The sequence below is a fragment of the Actinacidiphila acididurans genome (assembly GCF_016918855.1).
Lineage (GTDB): Bacteria > Actinomycetota > Actinomycetes > Streptomycetales > Streptomycetaceae > Actinacidiphila > Actinacidiphila acididurans.
This window is the reverse complement of the sequence record NZ_JADKYB010000022.1, coordinates 115,012-136,231: the sequence shown is the minus strand read 5'-3', so window position 1 is coordinate 136,231 and position 21,220 is coordinate 115,012. Positions and strand designations below refer to the sequence as shown.

Genomic DNA, 21,220 nt, shown 5'->3' with positions numbered 1-21,220 from the left:
GGCTGACAATGTGTGCCGACTGTAGCCCCCGAATCGGGGGACAGCAATAGGTCTGACGTGCTGCGATTCGCCGGCGGGGGTCAGCCGGCCGGTACGGACGAGCGCGTGCGGTCGTCCGCGGGGATGACCGAGCACAGCCGCTCGACCTCGGACTTCCGGACGAACACCGTGCCGGTCATGATCGGCCGGGCGGTGCGGGCGATGCGGACCGCGTCGACCACGCACTGCCCGTCCTCGTCGTGGGTGGCCGCCTCGACCACCGAGACGCCCGAGGGGTGGGCGAGCAGGACGCTGCCGGGCTTGCGGCCCGCGTACAGGCCGTGCACGACCGTGCCCTCGGTCACCGCCGCCACCGCCGTGCAGCAGCTCGCCGTGCCCGGGAACGCCTCGTGCAGGGTGTCCCGCATCGGCTGGATACCGGCGAAGCGCACCGCGAAGTCGTAGTCGCCGGCGGCCAGCGTCCCGCCGCCGTACAGCTCGAAGTCCCGCGCCGCGGTGATCGCCACCGGCCACGGCGTCGTCTTGCCGTGGTCCACGCCCAGCAGGTCCTGGGCCGCCCTGCGTACCTCGTGGAACCGCTCGGCGACCCCGAGGGGGCCCTCGGCGGGCATCTCCAGCCCGGTGAGCCCGGCGTCCTCGGCGCGGAAGAACACGCACATGTTCGCCAGGTCCAGGATCGAGCAGGTCACCTCGCCCACCCCGGGCACCGTGATCACATCGGTGCGCCGGCCGGTCGGGAACAGCCCGCCGCCCAGCGACGCCCCGATCGCGCGGGAGAAGTCCGTGGTCACCGGCGCGCCGGGCCCGGTCACCCCGGCCATCTCGAAGTCACCGGCGACCAGCGGACTGCCGTCCGGGCCGGTCGGCACGTCGATCGTGAGCAGCATGCGGGTGTTCGTCTGGTACACCCGCACGGTGGTGCGCCCCGCGACGGCCGGCACCAGTCCGGCCAGGATCGCGTACGTGCCCACGCTGGGCGTGAGGTTGCCGCAGTTGAAGTCCCAGTAGACGCGTTCCTCGCCGATGCCGATCTGGGCGAAGGTGTAGTCCACGTCGGCGTCGGGGCGCTCGCTCGCCTCGACGATGCAGCACTTGCTGGTCGTCGGCATCGCGCCGCCGATCCCGTCGATCTGGCGGGCGTCGCGCGCGCCGAACATGTCGATCAGATACGGGCCCCACAGGGAGCGGTCCGCCGGCAGGTCGCGCCCGCGCAGGAACACCCCCTTGCTGGTGCCGCCCCGGATCACCATCGCGGGGATCGACACCATTTCCGCGGCCATGAATCCGGTCGGGAAGCCCGTGTCCGCCAGGTTGTCCGCCCGGCCGTTCCCCGGGTCGTTCGCCCGTTCGTTCTCCCGGTCCTCAGTCACCGGCCCTCGCCTCTCTTTCGTCCGTGGGTGTCCCGGCCGGTCCCGCCGGCCGGGCGCAGTGGACAGCGCCGGCGTCCTCCAGCCGCCGCAGTTCCCCGGGGGCCAGGCCGACGACGCCGGTCAGCACCTCGCGGGTGTGTTCTCCGATCGCCGGTGCCACGGGCCGGATCCGCGGCGCGTAGCGGGCGAACGTCATCGGGGAGCCCTTCACCGGCGGGCCCTCGCCGCCGAGGGTGACGCCGCGCTCGGTGAACCTCGGGGTCACCGCGCGGTCGGCGGCGGTGAGCACGGGCACGGCCGGCACCCCCGCCGCGCGCAGGGCGGCCGCGGCCTCGTCCCGGGCCAGCGCGCCGGTGGCGGCGGCGATCAGCGCGTACGCCTCTTCGCCGTCCCACCACCGCTCGTCGCACCCGGCGAGTTCCGGTCGGCCCAGCCAGCTCGCCAGCGCGGCCCGGTGGGCGTCGCTCGTGCACGCCACCGCCAGCCAGGCGTCGGCCCCGCTGTCGGTCCCGGTGGCCGGGAAGGTGTCGTGCGGCGCCGCGCCGGACCGGCGGTTGCCGGTGACCTGCGCATCGTGGCCGTTCACGACGTAGTCGGCGATCTGCGCGGACAGCGTCCAGCTGACCGCCTCCCGCTGCGACAGGTCGAGCTCGGCGCCGGTGACCCCCTGCTGCACGCAGTAGGCGACGGCCGCCGCGCCCACCAGCGAGACCAGCTGGTCGGGGTAGTTCACCTCGTACGACGACCAGGTGGGCCCGCGGTCGGGGTAGCCGGTCACGGACGCCAGCCCGGACAGCAGGTCGAGCGTCGACCCGAAGGAGCGGTTGCCCGCCTCCGGGCCGCGCTGGCCCTGGCTGGACAGCGACAGGCACACCAGCGCCGGGTTCTCCGCCCGCAGGGTCGCCGCGTCGATGCCGAGCCGCCGCGTGACGCCGACCCGGAAGTTCTCCACCACGATGTGCGCGTGCCGGGCCAGCCCGCGGACCACGTCCCGCCCGGCCTCGGTCTTGAGGTCGATGGCGACGTCCAGCTTCCCGATGTTGTTCGACGGGAAGTACGGCGAGGTGGGCGGCTCGCCCGCGGCCCGCAGTTCGGTCTCGGTCAGCTTCCAGGTACGGAAGGTGTCCGGCCGGCCCGGCCACTCCACCTTGAGGATCGTCGCGCCGTGGTCGGCCAGCAGCCGGGTCACGGCGGCGCCCGCCGTGATCGTGCCGAAGTCGAGGACCACGACGCCGTCCAGCGGCGGACGGGCCGTACGACCATCGGCCGACGGCAGCGGGGCCACCGCGCGCGGCAGCCACTCCACCGCTTCGCCCGGCTTCTCCTCCGGCGGCTCGCCCGCGTCCCAGCCCAGGCCGGCGCCGTGCAGCGGGCCGCCGACCACCGGCACCCGCCCGGCGCGGGCGTCCGGCCCGTCCGCCAGGAAGCCCCGGCCGGCCAGCTGCTCCGAGGCGGCCAGGTCCGACATCCGCGCCACCCAGCCGAACGGCAGCCCCAGCTCCTGCGCCCGGGCGTAGACCTCGTGCGCCGGCAGGACCGCGGCCCACCGCTCGATGACCGGCCACCACCGTTCCGGGTGCTCGGTGCGCACCGCCTCCTCGGCCAGGTCCGGGGCGCGCAGCGCCGGGTCGCCGATCAGCTCGACCACCTGCGGCCAGTGCCGCGGCAGGAAGATGAACCCGGCCCAGCCGTCCGCCGTGCGCACCAGCCGCCAGTCGCCCTGGTCGCGTACCGCCCGGCCCGGCGCGACGCCGGTCATCGACCAGCTCACGTCGCTCTTCCAGTCCATGTACGCGGCCACGTCGCACATCGCGACCTCGACCAGGTCGCCGCCCTGCCCGCGGTCCCGGCGCAGCAGCGCCAGCATCGCGCCCAGGAAGCCGGTGACCCCGGCGCAGTACGCCGCCTGCTCGCCGCCGAGGCTCAGCGGCGGCCGGCCGGCCTCGCCGATCATCTGCGCCAGGCCGCCGTAGCTCTCGGCGAGCAGGCTGTCGGCGGGCAGGTCGGCGTACGCGTCATCGTTCTCGTCGCCGGAACCGAAGCCGGTGATCCGCACGACCACCAGGTCCGGCCACCGCTCGGCGAGGCGCCGCGGGTCCAGGCCCAGCTCGCGCGCCCGTCGCGGGGTCGCGTCCAGCACCAGGACGTCGGTGTCGTCGAGCAGCGCCTCGGCGTCGGGCAGCAGCCGTCCGTCGGCGCCGACCGCGCTCACGCCGCGCTTGCCGGAGTGGACCGCCACGTACGCCAGGGACACGCCGTCGGGGTTGAGCGGCGCCCGGTGGCGCAGCGGGTCGGCCGGGTCGAGCGGGCCGCGCACCACGTCGTGGCCGAGGCCGGCGAACAGCCGCCCGCACACGCCGGCCGCGACGCTCTCGGTCAGCTCCAGCACCCGCAGCGGCCGGGAGGGTTCCGCCGGGGTCATCGGTCCGCCCCCTGTCCGGGGTGGCGGACGCCGTCGAGGAATCCGTCGAGCGCGGCCTCGTGCGAGCGGGTCCGGGCGTGGATCTCGGCGTTGACGTAGGCGCCGAACTCCAGCGCCGCCCGCCATTCGCCGATGTGCATCGGGATCTGCCAGAGCGCCTTCTTCGACCACTCCAGTGCCACCGGGTCGAACCGGGCGACCCGCTCGGCGAGTTCCTCGGCACGCATGTCCAGCTCCGCGGCGGGCACGGCGAGGTTGGCCATGCCCCACTCGACGGCGGTACGGCCGTCGATGCGGTCCGCGGTGAGCACCATCCACGCCGCGCGCTTGGCCGACAGCCGCAGTTGGGCGGCGGGCCCGGCCAGGCCCGGGTAGAAGCCGAAGCCGATCTCCGGGGTGCCGATCCGCGCGTCCTCGGCCACCACGGCCAGGTCGCAGGTGTTGATCAGGGTCGCGCCGCCGCCGAGTGCGTAACCGGCGACCGAGGCGATGACGATCGCGGGGTGGTGGCGGATGTCCTCCTGGACCTGCCGCCAACTGCGGTTGAGCTCGTCCTCGTCGGCCTGGCTCTTCGTGGCGAGCTGGGAGAGGTCCATGCCGGAACAGAAGGTGCCGCCCGCGCCGGTCAGGACGATCACGCTCGCGTCCTGGCACTGCGCGAGCGCGTCGCGCAGGGCCTGGCGGGCGTCCCGGTCCAGGGCGTTGCGTTTGTGCGGCCGGTTCAAGGTGATGCGGCGGACCCGCTCGGAGACGCGGGTGACCAGGACGGGGGGCTCGGCGCCGGGGGCCGGCCGGTCGGTGCCGGGGGTCGCGGCCATCACGCGGCCCCGCCGTCCTGCGCGGCGCCGTCATCGCCGGTGCCGCCGTTGCCGGTGCCGCCGTTGCCGGTGCTTCCGTTCCCGGCGGCGCGCTGTGCCCGGACCTCTTCCTCCAGGATCGGCGCCGCCGCGGTGACCGCGTGGATGCCGAGGACGGAGGCGATCTCCATCACCTCCAGGATCTCCCGGGGTGTGGCGCCGTAGCCGAGCGCGTTCTCGATGTGGGCCTTGAGGCCGAGGGTGTAGAGGTGGGTCGCCGCGGTGTCGAAGGCGATGTAGACGAGTTCCCTGACCTTCGGCTCCAGCGTCCCGCCGCGCCACGGCACGGTGGAGAACTCGGTGTAGGCGGCGAAGAGTTCGGGATCGAGTTCGAGGATCTCGTCCCAGAACGGGTTCCAGTAGCCGCGGCCGTCGGTGAATTCCGCCTTGATCTGCTCCTGGCGCTCGGTGAGCGGCGCGGGCGCGGTGCGCAGGCCCCTCTCCTCCAGCACCTGCACCAGGACCGGTACGCCGATGTTCATGGCGTGGATGCCGAGCGTCGCGCACAGCTCCAGCACCTCCATGATCTGGGCCGGCGGCACACCGACGTCCAGCGCCGCCCGCACGTGCTGGCGCACGCCGGGGAGGTACATGTGCGTCGCGTTCGCGTCGACGGCTATGTAGATCAGTTCCTTCACCTGGGGCGTCAGGTGGTTCTGCCGCCACGGCACGGCGGAGAAGTCGAGGTAGGCGAGGAGGAATTCGGGGTCGAGCCGCAGGATCGAGTCCCAGCTCGGCCCCCACGTGCCGCGGACCTCGATGAACCGCGCCTTGATCTCTTCCTGACGGGCGGTGAGTGTCATGTCGTGCCTTTTCCGGTGCCTTGAAGTGCTGTGAAGTGGCTGGAGTCGTGCCGGGCGGCCGCTGGAGCGGTGCCGAGCGGCCGCAGCCGGGCCGGGCCGCCCGCGCCGCGGGTGCGCCGGTGCGCGGGGCCGGTGGTCAGTCCCCCGCGGGCGGCGCGGCGCGCTCGTCGAGCCAACGGGCGATCTCGGTGTGGTCGGCGTCGGCGGGCAGTTCCTCGGCGGCCTTCGCCCACAGCTCCACCGCGTCCGCGCCCAGCCGGCTGGGCAGGCCCACCTGGTCGGCCAGGGCCACCGCGATCCGCATGTCCTTGAGCATCAGCCGCAGCCCGAACCCGGAGTCGTACGTGCCCGGCAGCACGAAACGCGGCCACTTGTTCTCGGTGGAACCGCTGCGCCCGCTGGAGGCGTTGACGATCTCCAGCACCTGGGCCGGGTCGAGGCCGAACCGGCGGCCGGCCAGGATCGCCTCGCTGGTGACCAGCAGATGCGTGGCCGACATCAGGTTGTTGAGGGCCTTGACCGCGTGGCCGCTGCCGACGCCGCCGGACCGGTAGATCGTGCCGAGCAGGGTCAGCAGCGGTTCGGCCCGCTCCACGTCGGCGTCGTCCCCGCCGACCATCACCGCCAGCTTTCCGGTGACCGCCCGCGCCACGCCGCCGGACACCGGGGCGTCGATCATCGGGATGCCGCGGGCCGCCAGCCGTTCGGCCAGCGCCCGGGTACGGGCCGGCTCCGACGAGCTCATGTCCACGACGGTCGTGCCGGGTGCCAGCGCGGCAACCACCTCGGGGTCGTCCAGGACGGATTCGACGATGCCCGAGTCGGGCAGCATCAGGATCACCGTCGCGGCCCCGGCGACCGCGACCGCCGCGGAGTCCGCGACCTCGCCGCCGGCCGCCGCGAAGGAGTCCCGGGCCGCCGGGCCGACGTCGTATCCGACCGTCCGGATACCGCCCTCGACCAGGCGCTTCGCCATCGGCAGGCCCATCTTGCCGAGCCCGACGAACGCCACCGCGTCGCGTGCCTCACTCATCGCCGTCGCTCTCCCCGAGCTCCCGCAGCACCTTCTCGGCGACCCGGAAGGACTCCAGCGCCGCCGGCACGCCGACGTAGATCGCGGTCTGCAGCAGCACTTCCTGGATCTCGGCGACCGAGGCGCCGTTGGTGCGCGCGCCGCGCACGTGGACGGCCAACTCGTGGGAGCGGTTCAGCGCGGTGAGCATCCCGAGGTTGAGCAGGCTGCGGGTCTTGCGGTCCAGCGCCTCACGGCCCCACACCGCGCCCCAGCAGTACTCGGTGACGAGGTCCTGCATCGGGCGGGCGAACTCACTGACCTGGCCGAGGGACCGGTCGACGTGCTCGGCGCCGAGCACCGCGCGGCGCAGGTCCAGCCCGCGCCGGTACGTCTCGGCGTGCGTGCGGTCCGCCGTACCGTCCGCGGTCGGGTCCGTCGGCCGGTCCGGCGTCTGCTCTGTCGTCTGGTGTGTCGTCATCGGGGAGTCCTCACTCGTGACGGGAGCCGGCACCGGGCGTGTCGGCGACTTCCTCGGCCCACACCGTGGTGCCGAGCGAGATGGCGAGATGGACGAGGTAGGAGCCGGGTCCGGCGCCGTGCCAGTGCCGTTCGCCCGGCGGCACCCACACCACGTCGCCGGGGCGCAGCGCCTCCACCGGGCCGCCTTCGCTGCGGATCAGCCCGGAGCCGGCGAGGACGTGCAGGATCTGGCCGTGCTCGTGGTGGTGCCAGAAGGTCCGGGCGCCGGGGGCGAAGAAGACGGTGTTGATGACCACGCCGTCGGTGGCCGGCAGCACCGGGTCGGCCCACACCTGCCCGCTGAAGGTGTCGGACTTGGGCGCGGAGTCGGGGAGTTCGGCCGAGCGGCCGGGCATGATGATCACGCCTGCTCCCCTTCGGCGACCGGGGTGTGCAGCCGTACGCCGCCGGACATGTCGCCGATCGCGTCGACGACGGTGTTGCTGATCCGGTCGGCGTAGCCGAGGCCGTTCGCGAGGCCGAAACTGGCCAGCGGCCCGCTCGCGTTGAGGGCGGCGACCCCGAGGGCGGCCGTGAGATCCGCGTAGAGGGAGACGTCCTTCATCATCAGGGCGTTGGTGAGGCCGCCCTCCAGGTAGTCACCCGTAATGATCTTGGGGAAACGATTCAGCGTGGCGAAGTTGACGCCGGAGCTGGCGTTGAGGATGTCCAGCAGCACGGCGAGGTCCAGCCCGGCCTTCTTGCCGGCGACCATCACCTCGGCGGTCGAGGCGAGCGCGACCGCGTTGAGGAAGTTGTTCAGGACCTTGGCGGTGTGCCCGGCGCCGCTGGCGCCGCAGAAGAAGATCCGGGACGAGAAGGCGTCGAGCACCGGGTGGACCCGCTCCAGCGCCTCGGGGTCGCCGCCCACCATGAGCGTCAGCGCGCCCTTGTCGGCAGCGGCGGCGCCGCCGGAGATGCCCGCGTCGAGATACGTCGCGCCCCTGGCGGCGAACCGCTCGGCGAGCGCGCGGGTCGACCCCGGGGCGGCCGTGCTCAGGTCCACGATCACCTGGCCGGCCCGGGCGTGCGCGAGCACGCCGTCGCCGTCCCCGTCGCCCACGACCTTCTCGATCACCTTGCTGTCGGGCAGCGAGAGCAGGACCACCTCGCAGGTGGCCGCCACCTCGCCGGCGCTGGCGGCCGGCTGGGCGCCGACCGAGGCCGCGAGGCCCTCCCGGACGTCGAAGCCGAGCACCTCCCGGCCGTCGGCGACCAGGCGTTTCACCATCCGGCCGCCCATGTTGCCCAGGCCGATGAATCCGATCCGTTCACTCATGCGATGTCTCCGTATCCGCGGACGGCACGGCGGTGCCGTACAGCGCCTGGTCGTGCTCCCGGGCCGGCCACGCCCCGGCCCCGCCGGAGGGGCGGACGGTGTTGACGACGCTCGCGCCGCCGTCGGCCGAGACCACCTGCCCGGTCATGTACGCGGCGTCGTCGCTGAGCAGGAACGCCGTCACCGCCGCGATGTCGGCCGGGGTCCCGGCCCGGCGCAGGGGCGTGGTGGAGGCCCGCAGTTCCATGTCGTTCTTGCCGCCGACCGTGCCGGCCGCCGCGGCGAACAGGTCGGTCGGCACGATGCCCGGCGCGACCGCGTTCACCCGGACGCCGAGCGGCCCGCCGTACATCGCCGCGCCGCGCAGCAGGCCGAGCGTGGCGTGCTTGGAGGTCTGGTACGCGAGCAGGTCGGCGCTGCCGGTCAGGCTCGCGATGGACGCGGTGAGCACGATCGCGCCGCCGCCGCCCTGGGCGCGGAACCGCCGGAACGCGGCCCGCAGCCCGAGGAACTGGCCGCGCACGTTCACCGCCTGCACCCGGTCGAACTCCTCGACGGTCAGGTCGGGCAGCGGGGCGAAGGTGCCGAAGATCCCGGCGTTGAGGTGGTAGAGGTCCACCCGGCCGAACGCCTCGACCGCGGCGGCGTCCCAGCGCTCGGTCGCGTCCTCCACGGCCACGTCGGCGGCCACGGCCAATGCCTCGCCCGGCAGTTCGGCGGCGGTGCGCCGGGCCGCCGCCTCGTCGATGTCGACGACGACCACCCGGGCGCCTTCCTGCGACAGCCGCAGCGCGCTGCCCCGGCCGAGGCCGTTCCCGGCGCCGGTGACGACCGCGACCCGGCCGTGGAATCGGCCGCCGGTACGGATGCCCCTCTCGTCGCTCGCTCCGGCGCTCACGCCCGCGCCCCCCGGGTCCCGCCGATCACGGCGGTCGCGTCGCCGAGCGGGCCGCCGTCCCGGCCGAAGCGGTCGAGGGTGACCGGATCGTGGCCGCTGACCACGTGCGCCACCGCGCCGCTGGCGGACATGGCGTCGATCGTGTCGAAGCCGTCGTACATCTCGACGAGATCGGCGACCGAGACGAACGGCATCGCCTTCTCGCTCTCCTCGTAGTAGTGGAGCGCGTCCGAGGCGAGCAGCACCGGCCCGTCGGCGGTCGCGACCCGGACCACGGACTGGCCCGGTGTGTGGCCGCCGACCCGGATGACCTCGATGCCGTCCGCGACGGTGATGCGCTCGTCGAAGAGCACCGCCCGGCCGCTGTCCACCACGGCGGCGAGTTCGGCCAGTTCGGCGTCCTCCACGGAGTGGTGGAACTGGGTGCGCCGGCTGTGCGGCCCGGCCCAGAAATCGACCTCGGACCGCGCCACGACGACCGGGGAGCGGTCGAAGTGGTCGAGATTGCCGATGTGGTCGTAATGGGCGTGCGTGACGATCACCGTCGGCGCGTCCGCGGCGTCCACGCCGAGCGCCCGGAACGCCTCGACCGGCTCGATCAGGGTCGTGCGGGCCCGGTTCGCGCCGCCGGCCCGGCTGAAGCCGGTGTCGACCACGAAGGTGCGCTGCTCGTCGCGCACGATCCAGAAGAAGTAGTCCATTCCGATCGGCGCGTCCGGTTCGCCGTAGAGCGAGTAGTTCAGGAAGACCTCGCTGCGGACCGTCCGCCGCGTCCCGTAACGGACCACGACGACCTCGTACGTGCTCACGGACGCCCCCACTCGTCCGGGAACAGCGACGGGATGGCATGGCAAAGCGCCATATCGCCCCCTTTGGCTCGACTTCTTCGACGACCGATCGCCTGACTATATGACTGTCTGACAATCCTGCCAAGGGTCCTTGTGCCATGACCTGGCCCGGACCCGGCGGAAGTGCGTTTGACGTCGTGCTTCGCCGGGCGGAACGTGGCGGAGGGATGATCCGGCGAGCGGTGATCCCCGGTGACGGACGGACGAAAGGCGCGCGGTGATGGCGGACAAGGCGGTGACGGCGGAAAAGCCGACGGCCGGCGAGGTGACGGCCGGCGAGGTGACGGACCGGCAGGCCGGGCGCATCAGGGAGTTCATCGCGCCGCTGCGGGTGGCCCCGGGCTCGGCCGTGGACCTCGGCAAGGACTTCGACCCCCGCTACCGGGGCGGCCTGCGCAAGCAGGAGGGCATCGACCTGCTGCGCGCCGGGGTGTCCCTGCTCGACGAGTACCAGGCGCGGCTGGCCGCCCAGGGCACGCGCGGCGTCCTGCTCTGCCTCCAGGCGCTCGACGCCGGCGGCAAGGACGGCACCATCCGCCACGTCATGAGCGGCGTGAACCCGCAGGGCGTGCGCGTGACCAGCTTCAAGGTGCCCTCCGCGGAGGAGCTGTCCCACGACTACCTGTGGCGGTACGCCCGCCGGCTGCCCGCCCGCGGCGAGATCGCGATCTTCAACCGGTCGCACTACGAGGAGGTCCTGGTCGTCAAGGTGCACCGCGAGGTCCTGGACCGGCAGCGGCTGCCGGACCGGCCGGCCGGCAAGCACCTGTGGCGGCGCCGCTACCGCGAGATCAACGACTGGGAGCGCTACCTCACCGACAACGGCTTCGCGGTGGTGAAGATCCTGCTGAACCTGTCCAAGGAGGAGCAGCGAGCGCGCTTCCTCAAGCGCATCGACCTGCCCGAGAAGAACTGGAAGTTCTCCGCGGCCGACATCCACGAACGCCGCTGGTGGGACGACTACCAGCGGGCGTTCTCCGAGATGCTGTCGGCCACCAGCACGCAGTGGGCGCCCTGGTACGTCGTCCCGGCCGACCGCAAGTGGTTCGCCCGGATCGGCACGGCGGCGATCCTCGCCCACACGCTGATCGGCATCGACCCGCGCTACCCGGCGGTCAGCGCCCACGCCCGTCGCGAACTGCTAGCCGCCAAGCACGAGTTGGAGTCCGAGGCCCCGAAGGGCGCGCGCCCCGACCCCTATGCTGGGCGCACGTGATCCCGTGCGGGCCCGGACCCGCCGGCGGGGGCAGGGGGGAGCGGTCGGATGGACGCGGGGGACGTACGGCGGGCCGGTGGACTGCCCGGTGGAGCAGGGCCCGGTGGACTGCCCGGTGGCCTTGAGGACACGGCCGTCGCGGCGATCAACGGGCTGACCGCGCGCTGGGCGGGGGCCGCCGCGGGCGCGGCCGGGGGCACGGCGTTCAGCGCGGTCGGGCTGTGGCCGCTGCTCGCCTTCCTGGGCACCGCCGCGCACGGCCCCGCCCGCGCGGAGCTGGCGGAGGCGCTGGGCATGAGCCCGGACATCGCCGCGCTCCGGGCCCGTACGCTGCTGGACACCCTGGACGCGGCGCGCGGGGTGAGCGCGGTGACCGGCGTGTGGACGTCAGCCGCCCTCAACCTGCGCGAGGACTGGCTGGCCCGGCTCCCCCCGGGTGTGTCCGGCCGGCTGACCGGCGACCCGGCGGCCGACCGCGCCGCCCTCGACGCCTGGGCCGCCGACGGCACCCGCGGTCTGATCCCCGCCTTCCCGCTGTCCCTGGATCCGCGGGCCTGCATGGTGCTGGCGAGTGCCCTGACCGTGGAGACCACCTGGCGGCAGCCCTTCGAACCGGCCCAGGCGGTCCCGGCCGCCGGTCCGTGGACGGGCCGCCGCGACCTGGCGGCCCTCACCCGTACCGGCACCGACCTGGACCAGGTGCGGGTCGCCCCGACCCCGCACGGACCGCTCACCGTGCTGGAGGTGCGGGGGAACAACGGCATCGACGTCCACCTGCTGCTCGGCGAGGTCGGCGCACGCCCCGCCACGGTGCTCCGGGCCGGGATCGAGGTGCTCGCGGGCACGTATCCGCAACTCCCCGGCAGCGCGCTGCCCCTGGGGACGCGGGCGCCCGGCGTCACGGTCGAACTGGCCCCGAGCTGGTCCCCCGACGCGCTGCTGCACACCACCACGTTCGCCTTCACCGTACGGGCCGACCACGATCTGCTGGCCCGGCCGCAGCTGTTCGGCCTCGCGACGGCCACCGACCGCCGGACCGGCCACTTCCCCGGCATCAGCGACGTCCCGCTGGCCGTCGGCCAGGCCGGGCAGACCATGACCGCGTCCTTCAGCGCCGACGGATTCGTCGCCGCCGCGGTGACCGCGGTGTCGATGATGGTGGGCGCGGCCCTGCCCCCGGCGCGGGCCAAGCACGTATCCGTCGACTTCGACCGGCCGTTCGGCTTCCTCGCCGTCCACCGCCGGACCGGCCTGGTCCTGACCGCGGGATGGGTGACCGAGCCGGAGACGGCGAAGCCCGGCTGGTGAGCCGTAGGTCCCCCCGAGAGCCCCGCCGGAAACGCCAACGGCCGCCCCGGCCGCGGGAATCCGCGGCGGGACGGCCGTAGCAGAGGGTCGGCCGGGCGGCGTCAGTGGACGACGTCGACGTAGACCGTCTTGGTCTCGCTGTAGAAGTGGGTCGAGTCCGCGTCCAGGTAGGCGGCCCAGGTGCCGTCACCGTACGCGGGGGTGGTGAAGCTGAAGCGGCCCGCGGAGTTGGTGTAGCCCTTCTGGACCCAGTACCAGTTCGAGTCGCCCTTGGGGCGGTACACCAGCACCACGTGGGCGTGGTTGTAGTGGATCCAGCTGGAGCCGGACTGCGCGATGACGACGCCGCTGAAGGTGACCTTCGAGGAGGCGGTCGACGGGCGGGTGCTGCTGGCCGCGAAGGACATCTGCGTGTCCGTGCGGGAGAGCCGGTGCGCGGGCTCCGCGTAGCCGAGCAGCTGCGGGCTCTCGAAGTGGACGACGCGGTAGTAGCCGTAGCTCCAGCCGTAGCCCTGCATCACGAACGAGCAGTAACTGCCGTTGGTCCAGCCGGTCGTGATGTGCGACATGTTCAGCCAGTTGGTCCGGCCGTTCGGCGAGTACTGGAGCCACAGCGACTGGTTGGAGCAGTTGGCCCCGGTCAGCCGTCCGGTGGTCTTCACCAGGCCGAACTGGTCGATGGAGAAGGCCGGCAGCGTGATGCTGGTGGCCACCGGGACGTTGACGGTGTTCTGCGTCTCGGACACCGACGACAGGTACGGCGACGGCGCGAGATACGTGTGCAGCGCCGTCGTCATGTTGGCGGTGATCGAGTACGAGAAGGAGCCGTCCGTACCGGTGGTGGCGCCCGCCAGCTTGTGCGGGACGGTGTAGCCGTAGGTGTCCGGCTCCGCCGCGGTGGTCACCACAGGGGCGCCGGCGAAGGGCAGGTCGTAGCTGCCGTTGTTGACGTCGTACCGCATCACCTTGCCCTTGACGGTGACCGTCTGGCCCTTGTGCACGGTGCCCGGGGTGACGGAGGCGGTGACCGAGTAGGACTGCGACTGCGCGGAGACGTCCGGCAGGGCCGTCGAGTTCTGCACGCCCACGGTGTCGGCCGTGCCGATCACCTTCACCGAACCGCTCTCCAGCGAGCCGCCCGCCGTCACCGGGAAGCTGAAGCCGCCGGAGTCGTCGGTGGTGGCAGTGCCGGTGTGCTGCACTCGGCGCGCGGGAGAGACGTCCTCCCACCAGGTCAGCCCCACCTGCGTGCCCGCGGCCGCCGGTCCGGTCGAGCCGGTCGCCGGGTCGAGGACGTTCACGAGCCCGCCGAAGGTCACCGTGCGGTGGGTGAAGTCGGTGATCGAGCGGTCGGTGGTCACATCGGTGACCGAGGCGTGCTTGCGGTAGTTCAGCGTGCCGGCGCCGGCGGTGTGCTCCTGGGTGCCGTCGGCCAGCTTCCAGTCGACGTCGATCGGGTAGTCGCCGTAGGCGGTGCCGGTCGGCAGCTGCACGGCGTTGGTGGTGTGGTTACCGGTGAACCCGGTCGCGTCGATCGTGGTCAGTACGGGTGCGTCGGCGGCGGTGGACGCGCGGACGCTCAACTGCATGGAGCCGTCCTGGACTTCGCCGCTGATGTACACGGTCACCTTGCCGTCGTCACCCGTGACGACCTGATACACCGATCCCGGTGTCGAATCCGCGAACGCGGCCGGCGCGATGGCGACGGCGAGCGCGGCGGACATGGTGACAGCGGTCGCGCCGATGACGGCACGCCGCCGAGTGCGCGTGATGCGCATCGTGTGGACCCCCCACAGGTCATACAGCGCCCGCGGACAGCGGGAAACGCTGGAGGGAGCAGCCTAGCCTCCCCTTTTCCACCCCGATATCCGGGGTCGGGTCCGGCACCCGTCAAATCCCGTGTGGATACCGGGAGTTCACCTTCCGGTAATACGCCGTGAACATGCGCGGTGAACAAACGCTGCGAAACAAAGGCGCCCGCCCCAAAAGGGACGGGCGCCGAGCTGTTCGCGGATTCCCGGTGGAGTGCCGGGTCAGCCGATGAGGCTGTACATGTTCCAGCCGGTGCCGATCCGGACCGACGCGGCGAAGGGCGAGCTGCTGACCGTGTCGTTGCCCTTGAAGAGGTAGAAGGAGCCGGAGGGCACGCGGGCCAGCAGGTCCGCCTTGCCGTCGCCGGAGAAGTCGCCGACGGTGACCAGCTTGTCGTAGCCGTTCCAGTTGCCGTTGACGACGTTCCCGATCGAGGAGAACGCGGTCGAGACGTTGCCGGTGCCGAGCAGGACGGTGAGCGTGCCGGTCTTGGCGTTGCGCGCGAGCACGTCCGCGATGCCGTCGCCGGAGAAGTCGCCGTGGCCGACGACCAGGTTGTACTGGGCCCAGTTGGCGTGGGTCAGCACCGCCGTGTTGAACAGGCCGTTGCCCTTGCCCGGATAGACCCACACCCGGCTCGCCGAGTCCTCGGTGACCAGGTCGGGGATGCCGTCACCGGTGACGTCGCCCGGCACCAGCATGGCCTTGACGGTCTTCCAGCCGGCGCCGATCTCGGTGTACGAGTACGACGGCCGGTCCGCGGTCCGGTGGCCCATGAAGACGTTGCCGGACGAGGTGGCACGCATGATGTAGTCCTGGTAGCCGTCCCGCTCCAGGTCGGCCTGGATCACCGTGTTGTAGTTCGCGAACGGCACCGGGGCGTTGGCCCGGGCCTTCACGCCGGTGCCGGTGGAGGCGTACGCGTAGGACGCCCCGGCCGGGGTCTTCGCGATGACGTCGGCCTTGCCGTCGCGCGAGATGTCGGTGTTGTCGATCTGCGGCTCCAGGACACCGGCGAACGGCGCCACTCGGGCGAACACGTCGTACGCGCCGTTGACGTTGCAGTACGCGACCGAGCTGTGGATGCCCCAGGAGACCAGGCCGATCAGCTTGCCGCCGGCCACCAGCGGACCGCCGTCGTCACCGTCGCACTTGGCCTTGCCGGTCGCGTCGCTGCCCGTGCCCTTGACGCCGGCGCAGAACATCGACTGGGCGTCGAACGGGCCGTGGTAGAAGGCCATGTCGCTCGCGCAGGCGGTGTCGTCGGCCACCGGCATCGGGGCGCTCTTCAGGGTGTCCGAGTACGTCCCGGTCCCGTCCGTGGTGGTGCCGCCCCAGCCGTACATCGTGGCGCTGGTGCCCGCCGCGTAGAGGTTGTTGTTCGACGGCGTCGCGATCGGCAGCGTCTTGAGGTTGAACGGGTAGTCGAGGGTCAGGATCGCCACGTCGTTGGCCCACGTCGTCTTGTTGAACTGCGGGTCGACCCACTGCGAGGAGACGAAGGCGACATCCTGGTTCGGGTCGCCGAAGGTGGCGGTGCCGCCGACGACCACGCCGTTCTCGTTGCGCCAGTCCCGGCCGGCGACACAGTGCGCGGCGGTGAGCACCTTGTTCTGCGCGACCAGCGTGCCGCCGCAGAAGTCGGCGGTGGTCCCGTCGACGTAAAGGAGCTGCACCATCCAGGGCGCACTGCTGATCGGTGTGTCGGTGCCGCCGATGACGTACGGGGTGACGGCGGCCCCGGACATGACCGAGGTCCTGCCCGCGGGGGCCTTCCCTTCCGCCGTGAGTTGCGCGGCGATCTGCCGCGCCCGCTCCTGATGCCGGGCCTGCGTGGCCGGAGCGGCCGCGCGCGCGGTCTGCGTGCTGTTGGTGCCCCCCGTGCCGCCGGTGACGGTGCCCGGCTGTGCCTGCGCCGGAGCCGTCAGGGTCATGCCCGCCGCGCCGACGGCCAGCGCGACGAGCGGGGCGGCGACGGCGAGACGGGCCCGCCGGCCACCCTTGCGGATGAAAGTCACGTGACTCCTGTTCATGGAAACGACATTTCGTCCGCGGCGGCCGGCCGGCTCCTGGCGATGAACTGCGCAAACGCCCCCCCGGCGCAACGAACGTGCACACAGGAGGTCCCCCCACCCATGCCAGCGGCGATTATTGCCGCCGGTGCATGGTTGTGTCATCGAACTGCGGAGAAATTGTCGGCGAGTTGTGGAGGCGCCGGGCGGGACAATGGAATCGGGGCCGGGGATCAGCGGCCGACGTGCGAATGGTGAGGAGCTGTCCGTGGACACGCGGAACGACGAGCCCGGATCCGCCGCCGCAGCAGTGCCCGTATCCGTATCCGGCTCTGTGTCCGTGCCTGTGTCCGTGCCTGTGTCCGTGCCTGGTCAGGGCTCGACGCACGGCCCGGCCCCGGACCCCGGCCACGATCCGAAGCCCGACCCCGATCCGCCCGCCTGGCGGGTCCTGCTCGCGTACGTACGCCCGTACCGGCTGTGGCTGCTGCTGGGCGGTGCGCTGAGCCTGGTCACCGGGGCCACCGGGCTGATCCTGCCGCTGGCCGCGCGGCGGCTGATCGACAACCTGGGCAGCCACCGGTCGATCGCGGTCGAGGCCATGCTGATGAGCCTGCTGGTGGTGGGCAACGCAGCCCTCGGGGCGCTCGGTTCGTACGTGCTGCGCCGCACCGGGGAGTCCGTCGTGCTGTCCGCCCGGCGCAACCTGGTGTCGCATCTGCTGCGGCTGCGGATCTCGGCGGTCGACCGGAGCGAGCCCGGGGACCTGATGTCGCGGGTGACCGCGGACACCACCCTGCTGCACGAGGTGACGACGAGTTCGCTGGTCGGCGCGGTCACCGGCGGCCTGACCATGCTCGCCACCCTGACCATGATGGCCGTGCTCGACCTGGTGCTGTTCGGCGTCGCCCTGGCGGTGCTCGTCCTGGCCGCGACCGTCATCGGCCTGCTCGTCCCCCGGATCCACCGGGCCGGCAAGCAGGCGCAGGAATCGGTGGGCCGGATGGGCGCCGCGCTGGAGCGGATGCTCGGCGCGCTGCGTACGGTCAAGGCGTCCGGCGCCGAACTCCGCGAGGAGGCGGCCGTCCACGAGGCCGCCGAGGAGTCGTGGCGGGCGAGCCTGCGCTCGGCGAAGTGGAGCGCGGTGGCCGGGAACACCGCGGGGCTCGCCTCGCAGATCGCCTTCCTCACGGTGCTCGCGGTCGGCGGCGGCCGGGTCGCCTCCGGCGCGATCCACATCGGCACGCTCATCGCGTTCCTGATGTACGTCTTCTACCTGATGCCGCCGGTGCAGCAACTGGTGAGCGCGGTCAGCGAGTACCAGGTCGGCGCGGCCGCCGTCGCCCGGATCCAGGAGGCGCACCGGCTGCCGACCGAGCCGCCCGTACTCCCCGCGCCCGCCGAGCCCGGCGCGCCGCCCGCCGGCCTCGCCTTCGAGGACGTGCGCTTCCGGTACGCGCCCGACCTGCCCGAGATCCACCACGGCGTCACCGTCACGATCCCGCCCGGCGGCATGACCGCCTTCGTCGGCCCCTCGGGCGCGGGGAAGACCACGGTCTTCTCGCTCATCGAGCGCTTCTACGAGCCCACCGCCGGCCGCATCCTGCTGGACGGCACCGACATCCGGCACTGGGACCTCGCCCGGCTGCGCGCGGCCATCGGCTACGTCGAGCAGGACGCGCCGGTCCTGTCCGGCTCCCTGCGTGCCAACCTCCTGCTCGGCGCCCCCGACGCCACCGACGCCGAGCTGCGCGACGTCCTCGTGGCCACCCGGCTCGACGGCCTGGTCGCCCGCCTCCCGCAGGGCCTGGAGACCCTGGTCGGCCACCGCGGCACCAAGCTCTCCGGCGGCGAACGCCAGCGCGTCGCCATCGCCCGCGCCCTCCTGCGCCGCCCCCGCCTCCTGCTCCTCGACGAGGCCACCTCCCAGCTCGACGCCGTCAACGAGGCCGCCCTGCGCGACACCGTCGCCGACGCGGCCCGCACCACCACCGTTCTGGTCGTCGCCCACCGCCTCTCCACGGTCACCATGGCCGACCGCATCGTCGTCATGGACGCTGGCGTCGTCCGGGCGGTGGGCACCCACGCCGAACTCGTCTCCGCCGACCCGCTGTACGCGGAGCTCGCGGCCACGCAATTCCTGGCGGCGGTGGACTGAGCGGGAACCGACCCCTCCGTTCATACCGGCCGCCCCGCCCGCGCCCTCGGGCCGGGCGGCCGGTCACCGCGGGGAGGGGCTCAGTTGATGTGCGTGAACACCTGGTAGCCCCCGGAGGCGTACCACTTGGGGTGGGACAGGGTGCCGTTGGTGACGTTGATGACGGCGGCACCGCCCGCGGGGGTGGTGGCGAAGAGGTCGGGGTGGCCGTCGTGGTCGATGTCGCCGGAGGCGACGATGCGGTTGTAGCCGGCGTAGCCCGTGGCGAGCTTGACGCGGCCGGCGTAGCTGCCCTTGCCGTTGCCCTTGAAGAGCCAGAGGGTGCCGGCGGAGTCGCGGGCGATGAAGTCGGCCAGGCCGTCGCCGGAGAGGTCGCCGCGGCCGGTGATCAGGTTGTAGCCGCGCAGGCCGACCCCGATGTGGACGCGGGGCTGGAGGCCGCCCTTGCCCGTACCGCGGTAGAGCCACAGGTCGCCGGCGGCGTCGCGGGCCAGGACGTCGGGGATGCCGTCACCGGAGAAGTCGGTGCTGGCGAAGATCGCGTTGTAGCCGCCGAAACCGTTGGCGAGCCAGGTGTGCCGCTGGGTGTCGAAGTCGCCGGACAACGGTCCGGAGTAGCGGTAGAGGGCGCCGCCGGGTGTCCGGGCGAGCAGATCGCCGTAGCCGTCGCCGTCGAGATCGCCGGCCTGGGTGAGCCAGTTGTACTGGACGTCGAAGAAGTCCGCCGCCCCGCCGTTCTCCTGGCAGCCGATGAGGTGGCCGCCGCCGTCGATGTCGCAGAAGGAGACGAAGCCGCCGCCGGACCACGGCTGCTGCGCGGTCACCGAGCCGCTGTCCCAGGGGTCGGCGTAGACGTCGTGCCCCCACGCCCCGATCACCGAGTGGTACGCCGTCACGTTGACGTACAGGCGCACCCCGCTCGCGGCCACGCATCCGGTGGACGGCGTGGCCGAGACGCCGATCAGCTTTCCGCCGGACATCAGCGCGCCGCCCGCGTCCCCGAGGCACTGGTCCGCGTGGTCCGGCACGGGCGCGCCCTTGGCGGGCAGGGTGCACAGCGAGCCGGCCGGCGGAGTGTGCCCCAGCACGCTCGTGCAGGTGGCGGTCGACAGGATCGCCACCTGCTCGGTGTGCGCGGTGCGCTGCACACCCTCCTCGGTGGGCCCGGACCAGGAGTAGAAGGTGGCGGTGGCGCCCGGCGAGTAGAGCGCCGCGTCGGCGGTGGTCGCGAGCACCGGCCGGCCGTTGCCCGTCGTGTAGCTCACCGGCGGGTTGCTGGCGACGGTGACCGCGAGCGCGGTCTGCCGGGTCGCCGCGTTGTACTGCGGGTGCGTCTCGTACCGCACCGTGTCCGCGCCCCAGTCCGGCGTGCCGCCGTGGTACCACGTCGAATAATCGCCGGCCGTACGCCCGGTGAAGCAGTCGGGCGACGTCAGCTCACGGACCTTCGACAGCTCGATCGCCGAGCACGCCCGGAACGGGCCGCCGAGGCCGTGTTCCGTCTCGAACCCCACCAGCCAGGAGGGAAAGGCCGGTTGCGCCGAAGCCGGCTGCGCCCCCACTCCCGCGATCCCCGCCAGCATCGCCCCCACGGCGAAGGCCACCGCCCCCGACCGCCGCCACTTCGCCGGCACGCGCACACGTATCCCCAAAACGTCCCCTCCCCATGACCGGTGCCGACCGCCACCCACGGCGGTTCCCGGCTCCCGACCCCCCTGACGGCCGCGCGTGATCCCAACGGCCGATGGCGGCCTCTGCATATCACACGGACTTCACACGTACGTGTCGTCGTACAGGGCGACGTCCTGCAACGGGCGCAGGGCGGCGTACGCAGGGAGGTGGACCGGCCGGTGCGGGGTGGCCCATTGTGCTCGGCCGGAAAGGCGACCGGGCCGGGGGCCGGGACCCGCACGCCGGTCGGCGCGCCGGGGGTGCCGGGGAGGGCGGTGCGGGGCTCCGGGGGCGGGGGCGATGTCCGGTACGGGCGGGATGACCTGGTGTTCCGTGGGGGGAGGGCAACTGAAGGGTTGAGAGCGGCGGGGCTCCCCCTTTTTGTACGACCGGGTTCGCGGCCGGCCGGGCCGTGCCGCGCGCGTGCTGCGGCGTACGCCGGATTGTCCCGCCCTGTACCGGAGCGACCCCCTACAATCGGCCACCCCCTGGGGGGAACCGGGGCAATGGGGATCAAGGGGGCAGTCATGTCGACGACGACAACACGGCGTGCGTGGGCCCGGGCCGGGGCAGCCGTCTGCGGGGCCGCGGTGGTGGCCCTGGTGATCGTGGCCATCGTGGTCAACCTCGACACGGCCGGCGCCGTCGCGGGCGTGGCCAGCGGGGCGGTCGCACTCGCCGGCCTCGCCCTGTCGGTGCTCACGCTGGCGCGCGACGCGGCGTCGGGGGGCTCTTCGGGAAGCGGTAGTACGTCAACAGGCGCTACGGGTACGGGGATCGGTACCGGCACCGGCTCCGTCGCGGCGGGCGGGGAACGCGCGGTCGCGATCGGCGGCAACGCACGGCGTGTGGTGACGGGGGACGACGTCACGCTCCCCCCGCTCCCGCCGGCGGCCGGAACTCAGCCGCCCGCCACGCGGGCACCGGCGCCCGCGACCGACGTCACCGCCCAGGGGCCGCGCTCGGCGGCAGTGGGCGGCGACGCGGACGAGGTCGTCACGGGCGACGGACCACGTCCTTGACCCGCCGCCT

General features: G+C 73.0%; 17 protein-coding genes. 4 read left to right on the top strand and 13 right to left on the bottom strand.

The window, feature by feature from the left end; all coding sequences use genetic code 11:
- Window positions 1-80: 80 nt before the first annotated feature.
- The 10 genes from ITX44_RS32115 to ITX44_RS32070 form a co-directional block, all read right to left on the bottom strand.
- Window positions 81-1,370, bottom strand: a complete 1,290-nt coding sequence (locus ITX44_RS32115; RefSeq protein WP_205361782.1) for a PrpF domain-containing protein — start codon at window positions 1,368-1,370, stop codon at window positions 81-83.
- Window positions 1,363-3,792, bottom strand: a complete 2,430-nt coding sequence (locus ITX44_RS32110; RefSeq protein WP_205361780.1) for a CaiB/BaiF CoA-transferase family protein — start codon at window positions 3,790-3,792, stop codon at window positions 1,363-1,365. Before ITX44_RS32110 ends, ITX44_RS32115 begins: the two co-directional genes overlap by 8 nt.
- The gene (locus tag ITX44_RS32105; protein ID WP_205361778.1) at window positions 3,789-4,610 is read right to left on the bottom strand and encodes an enoyl-CoA hydratase/isomerase family protein; all 822 of its coding nucleotides are present in this window, start codon (window positions 4,608-4,610) and stop codon (window positions 3,789-3,791) included. The genes ITX44_RS32110 and ITX44_RS32105 overlap by 4 nt, the downstream gene beginning before the upstream one ends.
- Window positions 4,610-5,452: a carboxymuconolactone decarboxylase family protein gene (locus tag ITX44_RS32100; protein WP_205361776.1), complete on the bottom strand. Its 843-nt coding sequence runs from the start codon at window positions 5,450-5,452 to the stop codon at window positions 4,610-4,612. The genes ITX44_RS32105 and ITX44_RS32100 overlap by 1 nt, the downstream gene beginning before the upstream one ends.
- Before the next feature lie 136 nt (window positions 5,453-5,588).
- The gene (locus ITX44_RS32095) at window positions 5,589-6,485 is read right to left on the bottom strand and encodes an NAD(P)-dependent oxidoreductase (protein ID WP_205361774.1); all 897 of its coding nucleotides are present in this window, start codon (window positions 6,483-6,485) and stop codon (window positions 5,589-5,591) included.
- The gene (locus ITX44_RS32090) at window positions 6,478-6,945 is read right to left on the bottom strand and encodes a carboxymuconolactone decarboxylase family protein (protein ID WP_205361773.1); all 468 of its coding nucleotides are present in this window, start codon (window positions 6,943-6,945) and stop codon (window positions 6,478-6,480) included. The genes ITX44_RS32095 and ITX44_RS32090 overlap by 8 nt, the downstream gene beginning before the upstream one ends.
- A gap of 10 nt (window positions 6,946-6,955) precedes the next feature.
- Entirely contained in the window at window positions 6,956-7,342 is a 387-nt protein-coding gene (locus ITX44_RS32085) for a cupin domain-containing protein (RefSeq protein ID WP_205361856.1), read from the bottom strand.
- A gap of 5 nt (window positions 7,343-7,347) precedes the next feature.
- Window positions 7,348-8,265, bottom strand: coding sequence for an NAD(P)-dependent oxidoreductase (locus ITX44_RS32080; RefSeq protein WP_205361771.1), 918 nt, complete (start codon window positions 8,263-8,265; stop codon window positions 7,348-7,350).
- Window positions 8,258-9,163, bottom strand: coding sequence for an SDR family NAD(P)-dependent oxidoreductase (locus ITX44_RS32075; RefSeq protein ID WP_205361769.1), 906 nt, complete (start codon window positions 9,161-9,163; stop codon window positions 8,258-8,260). The genes ITX44_RS32080 and ITX44_RS32075 overlap by 8 nt, the downstream gene beginning before the upstream one ends.
- On the bottom strand, window positions 9,160-9,972 hold the full coding sequence (locus ITX44_RS32070; RefSeq protein WP_307795591.1) for an N-acyl homoserine lactonase family protein: 813 nt from the start codon (window positions 9,970-9,972) through the stop codon (window positions 9,160-9,162). Before ITX44_RS32070 ends, ITX44_RS32075 begins: the two co-directional genes overlap by 4 nt.
- Before the next feature lie 259 nt (window positions 9,973-10,231).
- On the opposite strand from ITX44_RS32070, the gene ITX44_RS32065 reads away from it, so the two are divergent.
- Together ITX44_RS32065 and ITX44_RS32060 are read left to right on the top strand one after the other, a co-directional pair.
- On the top strand, window positions 10,232-11,227 hold the full coding sequence (locus tag ITX44_RS32065) for a polyphosphate kinase 2 family protein (protein ID WP_205361765.1): 996 nt from the start codon (window positions 10,232-10,234) through the stop codon (window positions 11,225-11,227).
- A gap of 48 nt (window positions 11,228-11,275) precedes the next feature.
- Entirely contained in the window at window positions 11,276-12,535 is a 1,260-nt protein-coding gene (locus ITX44_RS32060) for a serpin family protein (RefSeq protein WP_205361755.1), read from the top strand.
- 101 nt (window positions 12,536-12,636) lie between these two features.
- Here ITX44_RS32060 and ITX44_RS32055 read toward each other — a convergent pair whose 3' ends face one another.
- Both ITX44_RS32055 and ITX44_RS32050 read right to left on the bottom strand, forming a co-directional pair.
- A complete protein-coding gene (locus ITX44_RS32055; RefSeq protein WP_205361745.1) occupies window positions 12,637-14,313 on the bottom strand; it encodes a hypothetical protein in 1,677 nt (558 codons plus the stop codon).
- A 255-nt stretch (window positions 14,314-14,568) separates the two neighbouring features.
- Window positions 14,569-16,365: a trypsin-like serine protease gene (locus tag ITX44_RS32050; protein ID WP_205361743.1), complete on the bottom strand. Its 1,797-nt coding sequence runs from the start codon at window positions 16,363-16,365 to the stop codon at window positions 14,569-14,571.
- Between the two features lie 445 nt (window positions 16,366-16,810).
- Here ITX44_RS32050 and ITX44_RS32045 point away from each other — a divergent pair, with 445 nt between their 5' ends.
- Entirely contained in the window at window positions 16,811-18,517 is a 1,707-nt protein-coding gene (locus tag ITX44_RS32045) for an ABC transporter ATP-binding protein (protein WP_236062103.1), read from the top strand.
- An 80-nt stretch (window positions 18,518-18,597) separates the two neighbouring features.
- Here the strand turns inward: ITX44_RS32045 and ITX44_RS32040 are convergent, their stop codons facing one another.
- Complete coding sequence (locus tag ITX44_RS32040; RefSeq protein WP_205361737.1) at window positions 18,598-20,151, bottom strand: FG-GAP-like repeat-containing protein; 1,554 nt, start codon at window positions 20,149-20,151, stop codon at window positions 18,598-18,600.
- Window positions 20,152-20,715: 564 nt separating this feature from the next.
- Here ITX44_RS32040 and ITX44_RS32035 point away from each other — a divergent pair.
- Complete coding sequence (locus ITX44_RS32035; RefSeq protein ID WP_236062076.1) at window positions 20,716-21,210, top strand: hypothetical protein; 495 nt, start codon at window positions 20,716-20,718, stop codon at window positions 21,208-21,210.
- Window positions 21,211-21,220: the final 10 nt, after the last annotated feature.